Genomic DNA, 20891 nt, shown 5'->3' with positions numbered 1-20891 from the left:
CCCTCTCCAAAAAAGAGGGGGAGCCGACCGCTAGCGGACGTTAGCTCACGTCAAGAAGGCGTTAGGCTCCCCCTCTTTTTTGGAGAGGGGGCCGGGGGGTGAGGTTCTACGCCTGAGCCTGCACCCGCCGCGACCCGCGGTACAGCTCATACTTCAGCAGCCGGCAATCAATTGGCCCATTAAAGAGCGGTATCCGCCGCGACACCTTCAGCCCGATGGCCTTGGCCGCCTCCAGATTACCCGTAAACACGAACGCCTCAAACCCCTGAAAATTCGTTTTCAGCGCGTCGCCAATCGTTTTATACAGTGCGTCCATCTGGGCCTCCTCCCCTATCCGCTCGCCGTAGGGCGGGTTGGTGATGACGAGGCCGGGGGCCAGGTCCTTGGGCGGCTGCGCGTCGCGCACGTCGCGCACGCTCAGCCGGATGCACTCGTCGAGGCCAGCCGCTTCGATGTTGGCGGCAGCCTGGTCGAGCACGCGGGGGTCGAGGTCGGAGCCGGCGAGGTAGGCCTGCGGCTCTTCAATGCGCTGGGCCTTGGCCTCCTGGCGCAGCTGCTGCCACAGCGCGGCATCGAAGTCGGGCCAGTTTTCAAACCCAAACTTGCCTTGGTGAAACAGCCCCGGCGCGATGCGCTGGGCCAGTAGCCCGGCCTCGGTGAGGATGGTGGCCGAGCCGCACATCGGGTCGATGAGCGGGCTCTTTTTATCCCAGCCACTCAACAAGATAAGGCCGGCGGCCAGCACCTCGTTGAGGGGGGCTTCGTTGGTGCCCTGGCGGTAGCCGCGGCGGTGCAGCGAGTCGCCGGCCGCGTCGAGGCTCAGAATCACCTCGTTTTCGAGCATCCGCAGGTGAATGCGGATGTCGGGGTTGCGGGTGTCGATGCTGGGGCGCTCGCCGGTGCGCTCCCGAAACTGGTCCACGATGGCGTCTTTGGTGAGCTGGGCCACGTAGAGCGAGTGCTCGAAGCTCGACTTATTGACCACGGCCGTGATGGCAAACGTCTGGCCCGGTGCGATGTAGCGGCTCCAGTCGATGTGAAAAACCTCGTCGTAGAGCGCCCGCTCGTCGGGGGCGTAGAAGTCGGCGAAGGGGCGCAGCAGGCGCATGGCCGTGCGGCTCCAGAGGATGGTATTGTAAAGCAGCTTTTTGTCGCCGCTAAACTCGACGGCGCGGCTGCCCACGTGGTCGATGGTGGCGCCGAGCTGGCTCAATTCGGCAGCCAGCACTTCTTCGAGGCCAAACTGGGTGGTGGCGGTTAGGTACATGGGGGCAAAGGTCGGGCCTGGCTACTTTGCAACGGCATCCTGCCGCCTCTCCTACCATGCCCGACCACAAGCTCGCCGTGCTCATCGACGCCGACAACGTGCCCCACGCCTACGTGAAGCAGATGCTGGAAGAAATTTCCCGCTCCGGCACGCCCACCATCAAGCGCATCTACGCCGACTGGACCAAGCCCAATGCCAACGGCTGGAAGGCGGTGCTGCTCGAAAACGCCATCGTGCCCGTGCAGCAATACGGCTACACCACCGGCAAAAACGCCACCGACAGCGCCATGATAATCGACGCGATGGACGTGCTCTACACCGGCAAGGTCGATGGGTTTTGCCTGGTGTCGAGCGACAGCGACTTCACGCGCCTGGCCATCCGGCTGCGCGAGGCCGGGATGCTGGTTATCGGCCTGGGCGAAAAGAAAACGCCCCGCCCGTTCATCGCGGCCTGCAACAAGTTCATTTACATTGAGGTGCTAAAAGCGCCGGCCACGCCCGCGGCTCCCAAAGCCCCCGCCGCCTCTACCCCGCCCGCGCCCCTCAAAGCCCTGGACGCCGAGCTCACCGAGCTGCTGCGCCAAAGCGCCGCCGACCTGGCCGACGAAAACGGCTGGACGTTTCTGGCCTCGCTCGGCACGCTGTTGCTCAAGCGCAAGCCCGACTTCGACGCCCGCCACTACGGCTTCCCCAAGCTGCTGCCGCTGGTGCGCGAAACCGGCCTGTTCGAGATTGACGAGCGCAGCCTCGACAACGCCCCCGGCAAGCACATTTACCTGCGGCAGCGGTAGCAGCGGTATCTTGTAGTAGAAACCAAAGAAGCTAATGACCCTGGAGCAGCAGTTAGAACGCCACGAGAAAATAGCAGCCGGCTTGAAAGTCGCCTACGCGCGAATGCTGGAATTCAAGCGGCAGAAGAATAGTGAGGTGGTGGTGATGCAGGAAGGGAAAATTGTGCGAATGAAGCCTTAATCACAAGCATTATTTATATATTGCAACTGCAATCAATATTTAATCATCACTTTAACTTAATCAGCCATGGTATTGACTCAGTTTGCAGAAACCTACCACTATGACGAGAAATTAAGACGTCTTGCTGAAGAGCAGGCTATGAAGGGAGAGCCTTGGACTTTTTCAGAAGAATATAGGAGCTATGATGCAAGACCGTTTGCTATTCTGAGAAGGTATTTAGATTACACCTTCAAGAAGATTTACAGGGAAGATAAAGTTGTTTATACAGCTAGCAGAAAATTTGCCGCATTTAATACCGGATTAGTAAGCGATGAGCTTGAAGATATATATGGCTTTTTTGAGAAACACCGCGAAAAAGATTCATACATATTGAAAGGCTTTTTCTTTGAAAGCGATTCTGCAATTGCAGGAAACTTTAGTAGAAATTTACCACAGACTGCGGACTATTTCTTTAATCCTTCTGACTTGTTATTTAATCCAAGAAACAAATTATTAGTTAGGTATAATCATATTTTACAAGACAACAGGGACAGATGGATTCAAAAACTTGGACCGATGAGCCCATCTGAACTGCGTCAAACCTTGTATGGAGCGCTAGAAGAAGTGAAAAAACTAGTAAGGAGCAACTATAAAATTGCTATTCCTCAAATGCGATGGTCAGACAATCCCAGAGAAACGGATAGAATACAATTACTACTTCCTCTCAAGATTGAACGAAATAATCAGTCTGACCTTCTAGCATTAGTTGTCGACAGAGTTAGTTCTACAAGCGAACTTCTCGAAGATGGCACTACAAATGAAGATTTTATTGATGTAGATGATGCCGACCATGTTTACATAGGGCTCACTTGCTTCACACTACCTATGGCATATAGTAACGCACGACTTATTGTGCGGCCATCAAGTGATTGGCTACACCCTTAGTTGTGGGTACAGTTCTTTAAATTATATCCCCCCAGCCGGCCCTACGGGGCCGGCTTTTTTTGTACCTTCCGGCCCGTATGGCTACTCCTATTACTACTGCGGCGGCGACGGCGACGGCCGCTCCCACCCGCTCCTACGCTGGGCCGATGGCCCTGATGACGCTGCTGTTTCTGCTCTTCGGGGCCGTTACCAACTTCAACGGCGTGCTCATGCCGCACCTCAAAGACGTGTGCCAGCTCAGCGACCTGGAGTCGTCGCTGGTGCCGTTCGCGTTTTTTGCGGCCTACTTCGTCATGTCGCTGCCGGCGGGCTGGGTGCTGGGGCGCATTGGCTACCAGCGCGGCATCGTGCTGGGGCTGCTCGTGATGGCGGCCGGGGCGCTGCTGTTCGTGCCCGCCGCCCAAACGCGGGCGTTCGGGCTGTTTTTGGGTGGGCTGAGCTTGCTGGGGGCGGGCATTACGCTGCTGCAAGTGGCGGCCAACCCCTACGTGAGCGTGCTGGGGCCGGCCCGCGAGGCGGCCAGCCGCGTCAGCATCGTGGGCGTGGCCAATGGGCTGGGTGGCACGCTGGCCCCGCTGGTGGGCGGCCTGCTGCTGTTTGGCAACGTGGACTTGCTCAACAAGCAGCTCGCCGCCCTGCCCCTAGCCGAGCGCCTGTCGCGCAAGGCGGCGCTGGTCGAAACGCCTTACCTTGGGCTGGCGGGGTTTCTGGTGGTGCTGGCGGTGCTGTTTTTCGTGGTGCGGCTGCCGGTGCTCGAAAGCATTCCGGCCGAGGAAGAGGCCGAGGCCGCGCCCGGCGCGGCGCTCACCGGGCGGCACTCGGCGCTAGCCTACCCGCACCTGGTGCTGGGCGTGGTGGCCATTTTCGTGTACGTGGGGGCCGAAGTCGGGCTGGGCGATTTTCTCATTCGCTACGGGCAGGCGCAGCACATCGGGCAGCTCAGCGAGTTCACGCAGGGCTTGGTGCAAAAGCTCAATGCCATAACCAACTACGGCCTGCTCGTCATCGGCAAAACGCCCCTGCCGCTCGATACCAGCCACGGCTTCACGCCGGCCGTGGGCGCGGTGCTGGTGGCTTCCTACTGGTTTGGGCTGATGCTGGGGCGCATCGTGGGCATTCCGCTGCTGCGCCGCTTCCCCGACCGCCCGCTGCTGGTGGGCGTGTGCGCGGCGGGCACGCTGCTGGTGCTGGCCTCCATCGGCCTCAGCGGCGAAACGGCGCTGTGGCTCATCGTGCTCTGCGGGGTCTGCAATTCTATCATCTGGCCGGTGGTGTTCCCGCTGGCCATCAAGGGCCTGGGCGCGTTCACCAAGCAAGGCTCGTCGTACCTGATAATGGGCATCGTGGGCGGGGCGGTGCTCTCACTGCTAATGGGCTACATCTCGACCCACAGCGGCCTGCGGGCGGCGTTTCTGGTGCCCGCGCTGTGCTATGCGTATTTGCTGTACTATGCGCTGCGCGGGTACCGGGTGCGGTAGCTTCCCAGCCGGTGTAACCTCCCCCCCCGGCCCCCTCTCCAAAAAAGAGGGGGAGCCAGATTTGAGTTGAGAGTTTTGAGTGTTGAGTTAAGAGTTAGCCATTTGTTCAACTCAAAACTCCTAACTCTCAACTCGTCTGGCTCCCCCTCTTTTTTGGAGAGGGGGCCGGGGGGTGAGGTGCCCCGCTTAAGATTAGCGATTCTCCTCATTCAGCAGCATCAGCAGCACCCCATTCGTCCACCCAAACCCATCCTGCAAGGGATACTCCCCTCCCCCGGCCAGCAGGTCGGTTTTCTCGACGTTGTATTTCTCCAGCAGCTTGCCGGTTTGGGTGAAGACGCGCACGTTGAGGCGCGTCCAGCGGTGGGCCACGGTGTCGGCCAGCGGCTGGTGCCCGTAGCGGCGCAGGCCCACTATCGAGAGGTATTCGAGGGGGGCCCAGGCGTTGGGGGCGTCCCACTGCTGGCCGCTGGGGTTGGTGGTAGTGAGCAGGCCACCGGGGCGTAAAAACTCGTTTTGCAGGTGCCCGGCCACCTTTTTGGCCTGGTCGGCCGTAGCGACGCCGAAGGCCAGCGGAAACACCCCGGCCAGCGTATGCACCGGCGCGGGCCGCCGCTGCGGCAGGTCGTAATCGACGTAAAAGCCCGCCTTCGCATCCCAGCAATACTTTCGAATGGCGGCGGCCCGCGCCTGCCCCGCCTTCCGGTATTGCTTGGCCTCGGCCGAGTCGCCGGCCTGCTTGGCGGCTTTGGTCAGGGTTTGCTCCAGGGTCAGGAGTAGGCAATTCAAATCGACGGGCACGAGGCTGGTAGTGCGGATGGTTTCCAGGCCCTTGCCCGGCGTAAACCAGCGCGAGCTGAAATCCCAGCCCGAGGCGGCGGCGGCGCGGATATTGCGGTTGAACTCGGAAGCGGGCTGCCGGCTTTTTTTGGCGGCTGCCACGTCTTCCTGGTACGACTCTTCGCGGGGCTGGTCGCTGTCGTCCCAGTAGCGGCTCAAGGGCTCGCCGCCGGGCATCCGCACGGTGCGGCCAGCGGCGGTACCGGGCGCTAGCTGGTCGCCGCCACTGGTCCAGTAGGCGTATTCCTGCTTGAGCTGGGGGCGGAACTGCGCCACGGCCTGGCTACCCGACCCTTCGGCCTGGGCCAGCAGCTGCACCATGAGGGCAAAAAACGGCGGCTGCGAGCGCGTGAGGTAGTACGTGCGGCTGCCATTGGGCACGTGCCCGTAGCGGTCGATGAGGTAGCCGAAATTGGCCACCATGTCGCGCAGCAGCGCCGTGCGGCCCGCCTGCCGCAAGCCCAGCATCGTGAAGTACGAATCCCAGTAATAAATCTCGCGGAAGCGCCCGCCCGGCACCAGGTACGGCCGCGGCAGCGGCAGCAGCGACGAATACTGCGCGGCCTCTGCCTGGCCCGGCCGGCGTAGCACCGTCCAAAGCGTATCGAGGTGGGCGCGGATGCCGGCCTTGATGTTGCTGCGGTACACGTCGGTAGCGGCCACGGGTGGCTTGAAATACTGGCCCACGAAGGTCTTGAGGTCGAAGCCCGGCTGGGTGCGCAAGCGCTCGTAGGCGGCCACTATCTCGGTGGGCGGCGCGGTGGGCAGGGCATCTACGAAGGTCTTGTTGTCGGCGTAGATGCGGCCCAATTGCACGGCCTCGAACAGGCCGGGGTAGAGCTGGCGCGGCGTGGGCAAGGTGGGCAGGTTGACCGCCTGCCGCACGGTAGCGGCGCTTTGGGCGGGCGGGGCATCGCGCTGGGCGGCCACCGGGCCGGCGGCCACGAGCAAGCCGCTGAGAAGAAGGTATTTCATGACAAAGTGGGTGGGGATAGCGCGTGGGTGAGCCGCCCAGCGATTCAGCTAACAAAACGGGCCGCTTACCCACGCAAAATAGCGGTTGGGCTACCAGCTCGCCGAAAGCGGCGAACAAGCTGGGCTTTATACGCGCGCAGCTTTTATATTTGTGCTTATCAATAAAATACCCTTTAACCTATCACAAACTACTTTATGCGCAATATCATCTTTCAAAAATCCTACTTGCTAGTACTGGCCGCCCTGCTTCTGGGCACCGCGAGCTGCAAAAAAATCGTGGAGCTTTTCACCTTCCAGGTCAGCGACTCCAACAGCTTCACCATTCCGGGCACGCCCTTCGTGCCGCCGGGGGTGGCACTGAGCATTCCGGGCGTGTCGGTGCCTACCTCGGCGCAGAGCACCTATAAAAACAACAACACCTCGGCCGACTACGTGAAGGACGTGACGCTGGACCGCCTTACGCTCACCGTCACCAACCCGAGCACGCAGAATTTTGATTTCCTGAAGAGCATCAGCATCTACATCGCTACCGATGCGGCGGGCTCCAACAAGGTGCTGCTGGCCTCGCTGCCCAGCGTGCCCACCGGCCAAACGAGCATCAGCCTCAACCCGGCCGGCAGCAACCTTGATATATACTTGAAAGGCAACTCGTACACGCTGACCACCACCGCCGAGCTGGCCCAAACCCTGCGCCAGAACACGGAGGTGCGCGCCGACTCGCGCTTCAACGTGCGGGCGACGCTGCCGTAGGCCCTAACGTGGAACCTCACCCCCTAGCCCCCTCTCCAAAAAAGAGGGGGGACTAGCTTTAGCTCTAATAATTAATTTTTTAGAAGCTAGAACTAAGGCTCGTCCCCCCTCTTTTTTGGAGAGGGGGCTAGGGGGTGAGGTTAGCGTTAGCCCGGCAGCTCGCGCACGTACTGCGGCGGCACCTCCTCCACCAGCCACACGCCATTGCCCGAGCGGTAAAACACGCCGCCCGCCGCGTGCAGCGCGGCGGCCTCCACGGCCAGCAGCACCGGGCGGCCCCGGCGCTGGCCCACGCGGCGGGCGGTGGCCTCGTCGGTGGTGAGGTGCACGTGGTGGCGATTCATTTTCTGCAAGCCCGAAGCCCGGATGGCGGGTAGCGCGGCCGGTGCGGTGCCGTGGTAGAGCACAGTAGGCGGTGCGGCGGGCGTCAGCTGCAAATCGACTTCGACGCTGTGGCCCTGCTGGGCGCGCAGGCGCTGGCCGGCTTCATCGAAGGCAAAGCGCTGCTTGTCATTATCTTCGACGATATCCTCCAGTTCGTCGCGGCTCATGGGGTGGCCGTGGGCGGCGCAGGCGGCCAGCAGGTCGGCTACCGCGACCCAGCCGCCGGCTTGCAGCGTGAGGCCGATGGCCTGGGGCTGGTGGCGCAGGTGCCGGCTGAGAAACTTGCTGAGGCGGGTGGCGGCTTTCGGGTCCATACGGTGAAGGTAGCGCGGACTTTTAGTCCGCGAGCGGCTAGGTAGTCGCTGGGCACTCGCGGACTAAAAGTCCGCGCTACGGCCCGACCTTTGCGCCATGCCGCACCTCGAAGAACACGTTTCGCTCCGCCCTTACAACACCTTTGGCCTCGATGTACAGGCCCGCTACTTTGCCCGCTTCGCCTCGGCCGATGCGCTGCGCCAGTTGCTGGCGCTGCCCGAGGTGCAGGCCGGGCCGCTACTCATTCTGGGCGGCGGCTCCAACCTGTTGCTGACGCAGGACTTCGGCGGCGTGGTGTTGAAAAACGAGATTAAAGGCCTGGAAATAATCGCCGAAGATGCCGAAACCCACAGCGCCCTGCTGCGCGCCGGGGCCGGCGAAAGCTGGCACGGCCTGGTTGAGTACGCCTTGGATGAAGACCTGCACGGCGTCGAAAACCTCTCGCTCATTCCGGGCACGGTGGGCGCGGCCCCGCTGCAAAATATCGGGGCCTACGGGGCCGAGCTACAAGACACCTTCGAGCGGCTGGAGGCGGTAGAAATCAAGACCGGCGAGCTGCGGGTTTTTGGCAAAGAAGAATGCGGCTTTGGCTACCGCGAAAGCGTATTTAAGGGCCCGCTTAAAAACCAGTTTGTAGTAACGGCCGTGGTGCTGCGGCTGCACCGCGCCGCCGCCCAGCGCCCGCTTAACGTGCGCTACGGTGACATCCAAACCACGCTCGCCGACCTCGGCATCGACACCGAGCCCACCCCGCGCGACGTGAGCCAGGCCGTGGTCCGCATCCGCCGCTCGAAGCTGCCCGACCCGGCCGAAATCGGCAACGCGGGCTCGTTTTTCAAAAATCCCGAGGTGTCGCAGCATAAGTTCGACGAGCTCAAAAGCCACCACGCCAACATCCCCGGCTACCCGGTGCCGGGCGGCGTGAAGGTGCCCGCTGGCTGGCTCATCGAGCAGGCCGGCTTCAAGGGGCTGCGGCGCGGCACGGGCGCGGGCACCCACGGCGTACACGACCGCCAGGCGCTGGTGCTGGTCAACCACGGCGGCGCCACCGGGCAAGAGCTGCGCGAGTTGGCCGAGGAAATTATCCGCACGGTGCGCGAGCGGTTTGGCATCGAGCTGCACCCCGAGGTGAATATTCTGTAAGGCAGCAGGTAGCGACCAGGGCGGCCAAACCCCGGACGTACCGCCCCGGTTTGGCTTTCAACTTCTGCGAATTTCTGCGGAGATTTCCGCCCCCCATGCTTTCCGAACCTACCTACCTGGCTGCCCGCATGGTAGCGCCCGCGCTGGCCGTGCACTTTGCCCAGCACTGGGCCGCCGCCGCCCGCCTGTGCAGCGCGCCGCCCTCCCCGCCCCCGCCAGCCGGCCTCATCGAGGCGGTGATTGACGTGGCTTTCTGGGCCAGCCTGCGCCGCGAGGAGGGCCGGCCGCCGCGCATTTCGCTGGCTTTGCTGGCCCCCGAGGCGGCGCAGCGGCCGCTGCTGTTTGCGCACCGGCTGCGCCTCACGCCGCAGTCGGTGACTAAGCTGGCGCCGGCCGTGGAGCAGCCGGGCATTCACCTGGGCATTGGGCAGGATGAGCACGGCCTGTACGTGTGGGGCACGGTCACGCATATTCCGCCGGTGTGCTTTGTGCTGGAAGTGGTGGAGCCGGGCCTGCTGGTGGCCAAGCACCGCCGGGCCGACGGCTTCGGCAAATTTGTGAACGTGGCCGTGCTGCGCGGCGACCATGTGCGCCTCGTGGATGAGGAAAACCACGGCCTGGCCGACTACCCCGCTCTGAGCGCATCGCTGCCCGACATCGCGCTCTCGACCACCGCGCCCGGCACCACGCCCGGCGTGGAGGTGCTGCTGGAGCTGGCCCGCGCCATGCGCGCCCACGGGCGCGGGGCGCTGGTGCTGCTGGTGCCGCCCGGCTCCGACGCCTGGCGCGCCTCCATCGTGCAGCCGCTGAGCTACCCCGTGCATCCGCCCTACAACGGCATCCCGGCCCTGCTGGCCCAGCCCGACCACACCCACCGCGACTGGCAGGAAAACCTGCTCGATACTATTTCGACCGTGGGCGGCTTCACGGCCGTAGACGGGGCCACCGTGCTCACCCGCGACTATGCCCTGCTGGCCTTCGGGGCCAAAGTGACACGCAGCGCCATCGGCTCGCCGGTCGAGCAATTGATTGTAACCGAGCCGGTAGTGGGCTCAACCAGCACCATCATTCACCCCGCCAAAAACGGCGGCACCCGCCACCTGGCCGCCGCGCAGTTTGTGCACGACCAGCACGATGGCGTGGCCCTGGTAGCGTCGCAGGATGGCAATTTCACGGTTTTCAGCTGGTCGGAAACCTTGCAGATGGTACACGCCCACCGCATCGATGTGCTGCTGCTGTAACGCCAAGCTCCAGCTTGGCGAGGCAACCGGACGGTAGCGCGAACTTTGTAGTTCGCGTTTGCTTGGGTGCTCGCCAACGAACGCGAACTACAAAGTTCGCGCTACGTCCCGACCTCACCCGGTAACAAACCTCCTCTAAAACACCCCATGACCGAACCCACTAGCACCGCCTTCGAGCGTGCCCGCACCGGCCTCTGGGCGAGCCTGCAAAAGCACCTGGCCCTTATTTACCAAGCCGAAGCTGCCTTTGCCCAAGCGGTAGCCTTTACCGATACGTTCCCCTTTTCGCCCGCCGCCGTGGAGGAAGAATCACTGGCCGAGTACCACCGCCAGCGCACGGCCCTGCGCGACTTGTTCACCGACGAAACCACGCAGTTGGACACCCTCACCAAAGCCATCCGCACCAAAAGCTACTCGGAAGACGAGAAGAAGCAGCTGTTTCTGCTGCTGCTCGGCTACCTTGACATCGCCGCCACGGTATTCGAGCGCCTCACTACCCAGGTGCCCCGCCAGCTACCGCCCGATGAGGAGCTGGCCACCACCCAGGCGCGCTTCGAGCGCGTGCGCAGCTTCGCCCGGCTCAATGTCAAAGGCCTGGCCGGGCTGCTGGGTGCGCGTTAAGCCTTTCCTGTTTTGCCGGCGCGGCCCGTCCTTTGCGGGCCTTTTCTCGTTACGCTTCCATGCCCATTCCCGACCTTGCCCTGCGCACCGTGCACGTCGCGCGCTACATCATTCCGCTGCGCGAAGGCGGCTCGCTGCCCGCGCTGGTCGAGGCCGACGATGGGTTTAAGTACGTGGTCAAATTTCGGGGCGCGGGCCAGGGCATCAAGGTCTTGATAGCCGAGCTGATAGTTGGCGAGATTGCGCGCTTTCTGGGCTTGCGAATGCCTGAACTGGTGTTCTGCGAGCTCAGCGAAGCCTTCGGCCGCACCGAGCCCGACGAGGAAATCCAGGACTTGTTGAAGGCCAGCGTAGGCCAGAATTTGGCGCTGCACTTCCTGGCCGGGGCCAGCACCTTCGACCCACTCGTGACCAGGGTAGACCCGCTATTGGCCTCGCAAATCGTGTGGCTCGACTGCTTGACCTTGAACGTGGACCGCACCGCCCGCAACACTAACCTGCTAATGTGGCACAAGGAACTGTGGCTCATTGACCACGGCGCGGCGCTCTACGTGCACCACACCGGCCCCGACTGGGCGCAGCCGCGCCCCCGCCCCTTCTCGCAGGTGCGCGACCACGTGCTGCTGCCCCAGGCCAGCGAACTCGCCGCCGTGGATGCCGACTACCGCGCCCGCCTCACGCCCGAGGTGCTGCGCGCCATCGTGGCCCTGGTGCCCGACGAGTGGCTCACCGACGAGTCCTCGGCCCTCGCGCCCGCCGAGCGGCGCGCCGAGTACGTGCAGTTTCTGGCGGCCCGCGTGGCCGCCTCCGAAGTATTTGTGCAAGAAGCCCAGAACGCCCGCCATGCCGCTATTTGAGTACGCCGTGCTGCGGGTGGTGCCCCGCGTCGAGCGCGAAGAATTTCTGAACGTGGGCGTGATTCTGTACTGCGCATCCCAAGGCTTTCTGCAAGTAAAAACCGAGCTCAACGAAGCCCGCCTACTTGCCTTCACCGGCCCGACGCTCGACGTCGAAGACCTGCGCGCGCGCCTGCGTGCGTTCGAGCGCATTTGCCGGGGCCGGGCCGAGGGCGGGCCGATTGGGCAGCTGGCGGTGGCTTCGCGTTTTCGCTGGCTCACGGCGCAGCGCAGCACGGTGGTGCAGACCTCGGCCGTGCACCCAGGGCTGTGCGTGGATGCCGGGGCCACGCTGGCGCGGCTGTTTGCGGAGTTGGTGGGGTAGCCTTATGCTTCAGCCTTGTGAGACTATCTAACTGAATAAGCTGCGAACTGTAGATACCACTGTTGCCACTGACACAGTTATGAATATTACCCCTGATATCCTTAACAATACAAAGTGACGTTGCCACCAGGAATCCTCCGGAGTATTTTCTATTAGGGTATTATTTTTTCCCATAAGTTCAATTGCTTTTCGGGGGTCAAAAATTGAATATAATCCGAGTATCATCAATAGTATAGCACCTACAATATTGATGACGTAGGCGAGAGGCGGCATATGCATGGCAGAAATAGTTATAGCGACAAACCTTACCAATTAAGAGCAAGTTAATTGTGTCCATTCATTATTAGCTAAGTTGGTATACTACTTAAAAAGGGGAGCCACTAAGCAGTGGCTCCCCTTTTTAAGGTTCAAGTCAAGCGCAAGTAACCTACTACTTCAGCACGGCCAGCGTCACGCCGTCGCCGCCGCGGTCGGCGTGCTCGTCGCCCACGCTGGCAATGGTGCGGTTGCGGCGCAGGTAGTCGCGGGCTATCTGGCGCAGCACGCCGTTGCCGCGGCCGTGCAGGATTTTGATTTCCGGGATGCCGAGCATCACCGCGTCATCCACGAAGGACATGAGCTTAGTGAGGGCGTCTTCGGCGCGCTCGCCGCGCAGGTCGAGCGTGGGGCTGAAGCTGGCCATGCGGCCGGTCATGTCGAGCGTGGGGCCGGTGTTGGCGGCGGCGGTTTTGCGGGCGGCGGCTTCGCGCTCGCGCACTTCGGCGCGGCTCAGCTTTTCGAGCTGGGCCACTTTCACCAGCGTCTTGAGGCCGCCGAAGAGCACCTCGGCGGTTTTGCCTTTCACGCTCACTACCTCGCCGTGGCCCTCCTGGCCCAGGATGGCCACGCGGTCGCCGGGGTGCAGGGTGTTGGGGTCGGCGAGCTCGCGGCTGGGGCGGGCTTTGGGGGGCTCCACTTGCAGCTTTTCGCGCACGAAGGTATCGAGCTTTTCGCGGGCCTGCTTGGTGGTTTCCTTGTCGGCCTGCGAGCGGCGGATTTCGGTGATGGTGGCCTCAATTTGCTGGTTGGTGTCGCGCAGCAGCTGCTGGGCCTGCTGCTTGGCGTCGCGCAGGCGGGCGAGGCGGTTGTCTTCGAGGTTGGTTTTGAGGTCGAGGTACTCTTGGGTGAACTTGCGCAGGCCCTTTTGCAGCTTTTCGGTTTCGCGCAGCTGGGCTTCGAGCTCGGTTTTATCTTTTTCGAGCCCTTCGAGCAGGCGGTCGTATCGGATTTTATCTTTGCCCACCAGCTGGGTAGCGCGCTCCACGAGCTGCCGGGGCAGGCCGATTTTGCGGGCTATTTCGATGGCAAACGACGAGCCTGGCTTGCCCATTTCGAGGCGGTAGAGCGGTTGCAGGCGCTCGGGGTCGTAGCGCATGGCCCCGTTGATGAGGCCGTCGGTTTTCTCAGCGAAGTTCTTGAGGTTGGTGTAGTGCGTGGTTATCACCCCGAAGGCGCGCTCCTTGTTAAGCTGCTCCAGCACGGCCTCGGCAATGGCTCCGCCCAGGCTGGGTTCGGTGCCGGTACCAAACTCGTCAATCAAGACCAGGCTCTTCTTGTTGGCCACGGTCACGAACTGCTTCATGGCCAGCAGGTGCGAGGAGTAGGTCGAAAGGTCGTTTTCGAGGCTCTGCTCGTCGCCGATGTCCAGCAGAATATCCTCAAACATGCCGGCCTCCGAGTAGTCGTCGCACGGTATCAGCAGGCCGCATTGCAGCATGTACTGCACCAAGCCCACGGTTTTCAACGACACCGACTTGCCGCCCGCGTTGGGCCCCGAAATGACGAGGATGCGCTGCTCGGGCGTCAATTCGATGTCCAGCGGCACTACTTCGCGCTTCTCGCCGTCTTTGCCGGCGGCCTTGTTTTGCTCTTTGAAGGTGAGCGCCAGCACCGGGTGCCGCACGCCGCGCCACCGGATGAGCGGCTTGCTGCTGAGCTCGGGCAGCTGGGCGTCGAGCTCGCGGGCCAGGCGGGCCTTGGCCCGAATGAAATCCAACAAGCCCAGGTAGTTATACGCCTTGCGCAAGTCGGGCAGGTGCGGGCGCAGCTGGTCGGTGAGGCTGGTGAGAATGCGAATCAGCTCGCGCTGGTAGGCGTTTTCGAGGTCTTTGATGTCGTTGTTGAGCTCAAATACCTCGGCCGGCTCGATGAATACGGTCTGGCCCGACGCACTTTCGTCGTGGATGAGGCCGCGCAGGCGGCGCTTGTGCTCGGCCACCACGGGCAGCACCAGGCGCCCGCCCCGGATGGTGGGCTCGGAGTCGGAGGGCACCCAGCCTTCGCTTTTGGCGTGACGCAGGATGCTGGCGAGCTGCTTGCGCAACTGCCCCTGGCGCTGATGGAGCTCCTGCCGAATCTGACGCAGCAGCGGCGAGGCGTCGTCGCGCACGTGGCCTTCATCATCCACTACCTTGTCGAGGGCAGCCAGCAGGTTGCGGTCGGCCTGAATGCCGATGCCCAGCAGACGCAGGTTGGGGTACAGGTTTTCGGGAGCGTGGGTGAAGAAGGTGAGCGCCGCCCGGATGGTGCGCAAGCTCATCTTAATCTCGTAGAACGCGGCCACGTCGAGGTACGCGCCCGGCAGCGAGGCGCGCTTGAGGTGCACGGTTACGTCGAAATAAAACGCGCCCGGAAACTCGGAGCCGCCGTTGAGCAGCTGGGCAAACTCGTCGGTCTGGGCCAGCAGCTTGGCGAGGCGCTCGTGGTCGGTGACAAACTCCATCTTGGCCACGTAGTGCCGGCCCAGGGCCGAGAGGCACAGCTGCTCCAGCAGCTCGCGGAGGGTAGAAAAGCCAATCTTGGCCTCGAAATTCTGGGGTACTAACAAATCGAAACGAGCGGAAAATCTGATATCTAGTTGCAAAGGTAAAACACGGCTGCGGGCGGGAAGATTCGCGCCAGCGCCGCTGATTGAGGCGTTTCTGAGGTTAAAAACTGAAGTGCGAGTTCTCAACCCCGCTGGCTAGGCCCGCGCTACCCCGCCGCCGAAGCCGCCCTGCTGCCGGTGATAGCAGAGCAATGTAGGGTAAGCGTTAGCTTACCGCCGCCCAAAACCGCTCAAATTCGGTGGCGGCCACCGTTTCAAACTCGCTTACCGCAAATTCGCGGTCGGAGTCGGTCCAGAGCCCCATGTTGCGGTCGGTGGGCGCGTGCAAAATGGGCTTTCCCTGGGCGTTGAAGCCGATTTCACGCTCGGCACGGCCGTCTTCTACCTCCACCAGCCAGTAGGCTACGTCGCCTGCGCGTCTATCGTAGTCGGGACTAGCCTTGGGCACCCAGAAGAAGACAACCCGCATCAGTAAAAAATGTAGCAATCGCTGCCCTAGCAGCCAGGATACACAAGACGGGGCCTGGAGCGTTTGCGGTACTTTGATGAAAGTCGAGGGCATGGGCGGCGGGCTTTTTGGTGGCTTGTAGAGCAAGCTAAAGCTCACCCCGATGATGCGCGCTACCTGAAATTCCATCCTAGCGGCGGTTTGCTCTGGCTGCGCGCCACATAAAGAAGTAAGCGCCCCAAGTAGCGGCAGCCGTAAGAAAGCTACCCTGAAATGGCTTGCGACCAATCAGCATCTCCCCCGCTGCCAGCAGCAGCAGCACGCCAGTAACCACCAGCAGGATGGTGGCAAAGGGTTTCTCGAAGAAGCTTTTCTCACGGGTGATAGCAGGGTCGGCAGCGTTGCGTTGCGCAATGGCACGCTGCACGGCTTGCAACAAAGGAGCGTAGCCTTCGGCAGGGGCCAGAAAATCATTGGTGGCCAGCCGCACCTTCTCGCCCGAACGCAACCGAAAGCGCAGCTCGCGGCCGTCACGCAGCCATTCATCGCGGTACGATACCACTTCATCAAAGGCTATATGGGTAGTCTTGCCGCAGGAAGGGTAATGCACCGTCAAGCCAGCGACATCCACGGTGAGGTGGGCAACACGAATAGTTGCTTTTCTCAGCAGCCAATACACTCCGCAGAAGCCGGCCCCGCCTACCGTCGCCAGTATGGCTAGCTGCAAGGCCCCGGCGGTAGCCTGAGAAGCCAGTAAAGCAGCAACCAGAAACGCAGCCAGCATACCTGCAATGCCTAGCCAAACGTACAGGCGATAATCGCACAGTTTCAAAGCAAATTGCTGTTGCATCGCGCAGGTCGGCAAGTGAATCCTGTGGCCCTTTATCGTCAGGCCATTATTATTCATTACACTGGGCAATGAGCACCGCCGCCACAGCCACCGCCAGCAGCGTGCCCAGCCGCAACGCCAGAAATACCCAGGCGGGCAGTTCGGGGCCTTTCGAATTTTTAAGCATAGCGCACTATACGGCAGGCAGCGCAGCTTGGCCCTGCGCGCCGCGCAAGCCCGACAAGCAAAACGGCCCCACCGACGAGTGCGTCGGTGGGGCCATTTATAGATGAGGGTGAAACCGGCAGCTAGTGGGCTACCTGAAACGTGCGGGTAGCCACGCCATCGGCGGTGCGGATTTCGGCGACATAGGTGCCGGCGGCCAGGCTGCCGAGCGAGAGCGTGAATTGCGGCGCGGTGCTGCCGGCGGCCCGGTGCACTACCTGGCCCAGGGAGTTGCGCACTACCAGCTCGCGCACGGCCACGCCGGCGGGGTTGGCTACCGTCACGAGCCCAGCCGAGGGGTTGGGGTAGAGGAAAAACGCGCCGGTAGCCGTGCGGCTGCCCGCCGTGCTCAGCACGCCGCTCGTTTTGCCTTGCAGGTACACCGAAGTGGGGATGTCGCCCTGGCCACCCGCGAAGGCGGCATCAGGCACGCGGATGCGGAAGCTGTGGCTGCCGGCCGCCAGGGGGCCCAGGTTGATGCGCCGGATGTCGATTTTGTCGCCGGGGCACCAGTTGCTGAACGACTGCCACTGGGCGTTCGTTTGGGCACTAGGGCCATAAATACCGTTGGCCTGGGTGTTGTACTGGCGGAAGGGCTCGCACGACACGCGGCCCGGCTTGTAGCTTAGCTTCAACACGTTGTCGAAGTAGGCGTAGTGCATCCGGCGGTTGTACTCTTCACCGCCGCTGTTGGCCCCGTGGTTGGAGGTAACCAGAAACAGGGCTGCGTCGGTGAGGCCCACGGGCAGAATGAAATTGACGGTGCGGGTGGTTTTGCCCAGCGTGTCGGTGGCGCTCGCCTGGTAGTTGTTGAGGCTGGCCTGGTACAGCAGCGGGCGCAGCACGTTGGCGCTTTGGGCGGGGGCCGGCGCGTTGGTAGTGAAATCGAGCGAGCCGTAGAACACGTCGGTGCGGCCCGTGCAGCCGGCTATTTGCGTGTTGGCGGCGTAAGGCACGCCAAACACCTGCAGCTCGACCCAGAAATCGTAGTTGGCGCTCAGGCTGGTTTCCTTGAGCAGCGCCGCGATGTTGCTGATTTCGTAGTCGTAAGACACCGAGCTAGGCGTCTTGTTCTTGTCCATAAACGGCGTGATGTAGCGCGCTATCTCGATGTGCTGCACGTCGGCGGGCACGTAGGTGGTAGCGCCTTTGGGCACGAGCGCCAGGTTCACGTTGCCGATGCGGTCGTAGTTGTCGCAAGCGGCGGCGATGGTCACTTTCATCGTCAGCAGCGTGCCGATGGATTGAATTTCGGTGGCGGTGAGCCGGCGCGCATACAAGTCGTTGCGGTGCCGGATAACACCCGTCGGCGGGGCCGGGTTGGTCACGGTCGCGGCGTAGCCATCGTAGTACAGCACGCCATTGAAGACGTTGATGGTAGTTTGGGCGGCCAGCGGCTGGCGGACGAGTGCCAGCAGCACTACACCGAGAAAAAGTAGCGTTTTTTTCATACCACAGTTTGGTTAAGGATTATTGGTGGCCGGGGTTTTAGTTTGGGCGGCTGGCGGTAAATATAGGAATATGAACGGCTTCCAGCCCCAATCGCCTACGCCGGGCCCACCCCTTCACCAAAAAGCGCAAAATCATATTTTACCGGGTCGGTGGGGTCGAGCAGGCGCAGGTTAGCGGTGAGCTCCTCGGCGGCCTGCCAGTCTACTTTTTCGCGTTTTAACAAACCCAACAAACGGGCTTGCCGCTCGACGTGCACATCGATGGGGCAGATGAGTTCGCTGGCCGCAATGCGCCGCCACAGCCCAAAATCGACGCCCGCCGCGTCGTGGCGCACCAGCCAGCGCAGGTACATATTGAGGCGCTTGCAGGCCGAGCCCCGGGCGGGCGTGGCCACGTGCTTGCGGGTGCGGGCGGGCGCATCGGGCAAACTGAAAAACAGGTCGTGGAAATTCACCAGCCGCTCGCGCATGGTGGCGCCGTGCAAAAAGGCGTCTTCCAGCGACTCATGCCCTTCGTAAAACCAGCGCAGCCAGTGCACGAAATACAGCAAATCGGTATCGCAAAACGTGCGGTGGCAAAAGCCCAGCAGCTTCTTCAAGTCCTCGTCCTGGTGCTGGGTTATGAACTGGTAGGGCGCGTCGTCCATGCGCGCCATCAGTTCGGCCGTTTTCTTGAGGATAGTAGGGCGTTGGCCCCAGGCCAGCAGCGCGGCAAAAAGGCCGCTTATTTCCACATCCTGCAAGCGCGTGAACTGGTGCGGAATACTAATGGGGTCTTTGGTAATGAAGGCCGGCTGGTTGTGGCGGGCCACGCGCTCGTCGAGCAAATCACGGATTTGTCGGATTTTATCGGGTTTCACGGATTTTGTAGGCGACTCCGAAAGGGAAGTTTTCAAGAAAGTTGTTTTTAAGGAACGCAACACGCAGGTGCTCACCGAGCAACCAAAAGAAAAAGCCGCTAACGCGGCCTTTCTTTATCTAACCAAAAAATCGTCCACAAAATCCGTGGAATCCGTTAAAATTCGTGCTAATCAGTGATTATGGCACGTAGCTCGTTTCGACGCGAAACTTGGCGTCGTTGGTGCCGAGCTTTTGCACGGCGCGGGGCGAGAGGCGCACCAGCATATTGGAGTTTTCGCCGGTGTCGGGCAGCTCGCCAATCACGCGCACGTACACCGACTGGCCATTCATCTGGTTGCGCACCTGCATGATGGTACCCACGGGCGCCGTTTTGTGCAGGGCCAGATACTTGTCGGTGCCGCTACCCGCGATGGTAGCCGCAATGCCGCTCTCCGTCACGCGGGTGACTACCTCGCTGGCGCGGGTGGGGGCACGCTCCACGGGCGGCGCGTCGGCCTCCTTGGCGGTGGTGATGGTCGCAATCTGGGCCGGCGCGTTGGGGTTTACGCGGAGCGTGGGCGCGGGGGCTTCGCTGGGGCGGGCGGGCGCGGCGGCCACGGGGGCGGCGTCGCCGCCGGCGGCGCGCAGCAGCAGTTCCTGGCCCACGCGCACGGTGCCGCCATCGGGCAGGTGGTTGAGCTGGATGAGCTCGGCCGGCGAGAGGCTAAAGCGGCGGGCAATGCCAAACAGCGTTTCGCCTTTGGCCACGGTGTAGCGGGCGGGCGCGCTGCCGCTGGCGGCCGGGGTAGTGGCCGGCGTTTTGGCGGGGGCGCTGGCCGTGGCGGGCGCGGCGGCGCGCGCACCGCCGGGGCGCGGCACCAGCACCACTTCGCCGATGGCGAGGCCGTTTTTGAGCTGCGGGTTGGCCCCGGTAATCACCTCTACCGACACGTGGTAGCGGCGGGCCAGGGCGTACATGGTTTCGCCCTGCGCCACGCGGTGGCGCACAAAGCGCTGCCCGCCGCGAAATTCCTGCCCGATAGAATCGGCGGGGGCAACGGTAGCCGGCGCGGCCAGCGGGCCGTGCAGGGTATTCAGTATCAACAAGGAAGCTAACAAACTCATGCGCGGAAGCGAAGCTAATAATATACCAAACCCTATAGCTAAAGGGCCGGGGCGCGGGGCCAGCAAAGGGCAAAGTAAATAGCCAGCCGCCCGGCAACCGTAGTTTCAGGGCCAAAAAGAGGCGGCGGGCAACTGGCTTGACTTGCTGAAAGTTGCTTTATTTAAATTTGAAAATTCAGGCAATCCGCCAACCGGCTGTCTTGGTGAGCGTAACGAAGCCCTCGCCACAAGGCGGGCCGTTCGGGTGCAATTAGTTGGTTGCGCTTACAGAAACAGCTGTTTTTGGCCTAACTCCTAACTCTCAACTCAACACTCTTAACTCAACAGGTATGGCCATTGGCATCATTCCGGCGCGCTACGCCTCTACCCGCCTGCCCGGCAAGCCGCTGGTCGACCTGGGCGGCCAAACCATGATTCAGCGCGTGGTAGGCCAGGCGCGCCAGGCTGGGCTGGCCCGCGTGATAGTCGCCACCGACGACGAGCGCATCCTCGACCACGTGCTGGGCTTCGGGGGCGAGGCCGTGCTCACGCGGGCCGACCACCCCAGCGGCACCGACCGCGTGTGGGAGGCCTTCGAGCAGCTAGGCCAGCCGGCCGACGCGGGCTGCATCGTTAATATTCAGGGCGATGAGCCGTTCATTCATCCCGCGCAGATACAAGCTTTGGTGGCGCTGTTTGAGCAGCCCGCGCCGCCCGACATTGCCACGCTCATCAAGCCGGTGATTACCGACGAAGAATTATTCAGCCCGCACCTGCCCAAAGTCGTGACCGACCGGCGCGGGCGGGCGCTCTATTTCAGCCGCCACCCCCTGCCCTACCAGCGCCAGCAGCCCGAGGCCGAGTGGCTGCTGCACCACCCCTACTACCGCCACCTGGGCCTCTACGCCTACCGCCCCGACGTGCTGCGCCAGCTCACGCAGCTGCCGCCCTCGCCCCTCGAAGTGGCCGAAAGCCTGGAGCAGCTGCGCTGGCTCGA

Annotated in this window: 20 protein-coding genes; 11 read left to right on the top strand and 9 right to left on the bottom strand. The window is 62.3% G+C overall.

The window, feature by feature from the left end; translation table 11 throughout:
• Positions 1-106: 106 nt before the first annotated feature.
• Complete coding sequence (locus VFO93_RS11705) at positions 107-1267, bottom strand: THUMP domain-containing class I SAM-dependent RNA methyltransferase (protein ID WP_325134556.1); 1161 nt, start codon at positions 1265-1267, stop codon at positions 107-109.
• 56 nt (positions 1268-1323) lie between these two features.
• On the opposite strand from VFO93_RS11705, the gene VFO93_RS11700 reads away from it, so the two are divergent.
• The 4 genes from VFO93_RS11700 to VFO93_RS11685 all read left to right on the top strand — a co-directional run bounded on the left by VFO93_RS11700 (position 1324) and on the right by VFO93_RS11685 (position 4641).
• Positions 1324-2058: an NYN domain-containing protein gene (locus VFO93_RS11700; protein ID WP_325134555.1), complete on the top strand. Its 735-nt coding sequence runs from the start codon at positions 1324-1326 to the stop codon at positions 2056-2058.
• A gap of 34 nt (positions 2059-2092) precedes the next feature.
• On the top strand, positions 2093-2239 hold the full coding sequence (locus tag VFO93_RS11695; protein ID WP_325134554.1) for a hypothetical protein: 147 nt from the start codon (positions 2093-2095) through the stop codon (positions 2237-2239).
• A gap of 66 nt (positions 2240-2305) precedes the next feature.
• Complete coding sequence (locus VFO93_RS11690) at positions 2306-3163, top strand: DUF3825 domain-containing protein (RefSeq protein WP_325134553.1); 858 nt, start codon at positions 2306-2308, stop codon at positions 3161-3163.
• A 77-nt stretch (positions 3164-3240) separates the two neighbouring features.
• Positions 3241-4641 (top strand): sugar MFS transporter, encoded by a 1401-nt coding sequence (locus VFO93_RS11685; RefSeq protein WP_325134552.1) that lies wholly within the window; start codon positions 3241-3243, stop codon positions 4639-4641.
• Between the two features lie 192 nt (positions 4642-4833).
• Here the strand turns inward: VFO93_RS11685 and treA are convergent, their stop codons facing one another.
• On the bottom strand, positions 4834-6456 hold the full coding sequence (gene treA / locus VFO93_RS11680; RefSeq protein ID WP_325134551.1) for an alpha,alpha-trehalase TreA: 1623 nt from the start codon (positions 6454-6456) through the stop codon (positions 4834-4836).
• A 195-nt stretch (positions 6457-6651) separates the two neighbouring features.
• Between treA and VFO93_RS11675 the strand changes: the two genes are divergently transcribed.
• The gene (locus tag VFO93_RS11675) at positions 6652-7206 is read left to right on the top strand and encodes a hypothetical protein (RefSeq protein WP_325134550.1); all 555 of its coding nucleotides are present in this window, start codon (positions 6652-6654) and stop codon (positions 7204-7206) included.
• Between the two features lie 146 nt (positions 7207-7352).
• Here the strand turns inward: VFO93_RS11675 and VFO93_RS11670 are convergent, their stop codons facing one another.
• Entirely contained in the window at positions 7353-7904 is a 552-nt protein-coding gene (locus VFO93_RS11670; RefSeq protein ID WP_325134549.1) for an RNA 2'-phosphotransferase, read from the bottom strand.
• 97 nt (positions 7905-8001) lie between these two features.
• On the opposite strand from VFO93_RS11670, the gene murB reads away from it, so the two are divergent.
• From murB to VFO93_RS11645, 5 genes are all read left to right on the top strand, one after another.
• A complete protein-coding gene (gene murB / locus VFO93_RS11665; protein WP_325134548.1) occupies positions 8002-9048 on the top strand; it encodes a UDP-N-acetylmuramate dehydrogenase in 1047 nt (348 codons plus the stop codon).
• A gap of 95 nt (positions 9049-9143) precedes the next feature.
• Positions 9144-10289 carry a putative sensor domain DACNV-containing protein gene (locus tag VFO93_RS11660; protein ID WP_325134547.1) on the top strand — a complete coding sequence of 382 codons (1146 nt, stop codon included), beginning with the start codon at positions 9144-9146 and terminating at the stop codon, positions 10287-10289.
• A gap of 147 nt (positions 10290-10436) precedes the next feature.
• Positions 10437-10910, top strand: coding sequence for a hypothetical protein (locus VFO93_RS11655; protein ID WP_325134546.1), 474 nt, complete (start codon positions 10437-10439; stop codon positions 10908-10910).
• A 59-nt stretch (positions 10911-10969) separates the two neighbouring features.
• On the top strand, positions 10970-11767 hold the full coding sequence (locus VFO93_RS11650; RefSeq protein ID WP_325134545.1) for a HipA family kinase: 798 nt from the start codon (positions 10970-10972) through the stop codon (positions 11765-11767).
• The gene (locus VFO93_RS11645; RefSeq protein ID WP_325134544.1) at positions 11754-12131 is read left to right on the top strand and encodes a DUF3037 domain-containing protein; all 378 of its coding nucleotides are present in this window, start codon (positions 11754-11756) and stop codon (positions 12129-12131) included. Before VFO93_RS11650 ends, VFO93_RS11645 begins: the two co-directional genes overlap by 14 nt.
• A gap of 430 nt (positions 12132-12561) precedes the next feature.
• Here VFO93_RS11645 and VFO93_RS11640 read toward each other — a convergent pair whose 3' ends face one another.
• The 6 genes from VFO93_RS11640 to VFO93_RS11615 all read right to left on the bottom strand — a co-directional run bounded on the left by VFO93_RS11640 (position 12562) and on the right by VFO93_RS11615 (position 19915).
• Positions 12562-14997 (bottom strand): endonuclease MutS2, encoded by a 2436-nt coding sequence (locus tag VFO93_RS11640; RefSeq protein WP_325134543.1) that lies wholly within the window; start codon positions 14995-14997, stop codon positions 12562-12564.
• A 205-nt stretch (positions 14998-15202) separates the two neighbouring features.
• On the bottom strand, positions 15203-15466 hold the full coding sequence (locus VFO93_RS11635; RefSeq protein ID WP_325134542.1) for a hypothetical protein: 264 nt from the start codon (positions 15464-15466) through the stop codon (positions 15203-15205).
• Positions 15467-15635: 169 nt separating this feature from the next.
• Positions 15636-16295, bottom strand: coding sequence for a hypothetical protein (locus VFO93_RS11630; RefSeq protein ID WP_325134541.1), 660 nt, complete (start codon positions 16293-16295; stop codon positions 15636-15638).
• Between the two features lie 287 nt (positions 16296-16582).
• Complete coding sequence (locus tag VFO93_RS11625; RefSeq protein WP_325134540.1) at positions 16583-17950, bottom strand: peptide-N-glycosidase F-related protein; 1368 nt, start codon at positions 17948-17950, stop codon at positions 16583-16585.
• Between the two features lie 95 nt (positions 17951-18045).
• Positions 18046-18846, bottom strand: a complete 801-nt coding sequence (locus tag VFO93_RS11620; protein ID WP_325134539.1) for a TIGR02757 family protein — start codon at positions 18844-18846, stop codon at positions 18046-18048.
• Positions 18847-18988: 142 nt separating this feature from the next.
• Entirely contained in the window at positions 18989-19915 is a 927-nt protein-coding gene (locus VFO93_RS11615) for a LysM peptidoglycan-binding domain-containing protein (protein ID WP_325134538.1), read from the bottom strand.
• A 329-nt stretch (positions 19916-20244) separates the two neighbouring features.
• On the opposite strand from VFO93_RS11615, the gene kdsB reads away from it, so the two are divergent.
• A partial coding sequence (kdsB, locus tag VFO93_RS11610) for a 3-deoxy-manno-octulosonate cytidylyltransferase (RefSeq protein WP_325134537.1) occupies positions 20245-20891 on the top strand: 647 nt, incomplete at its 3' end.

This window comes from Hymenobacter sp. (genome assembly GCF_035709525.1).
Taxonomy (GTDB): domain Bacteria; phylum Bacteroidota; class Bacteroidia; order Cytophagales; family Hymenobacteraceae; genus Hymenobacter.
This window is presented reverse-complemented; position numbering and strand designations above follow the sequence as displayed.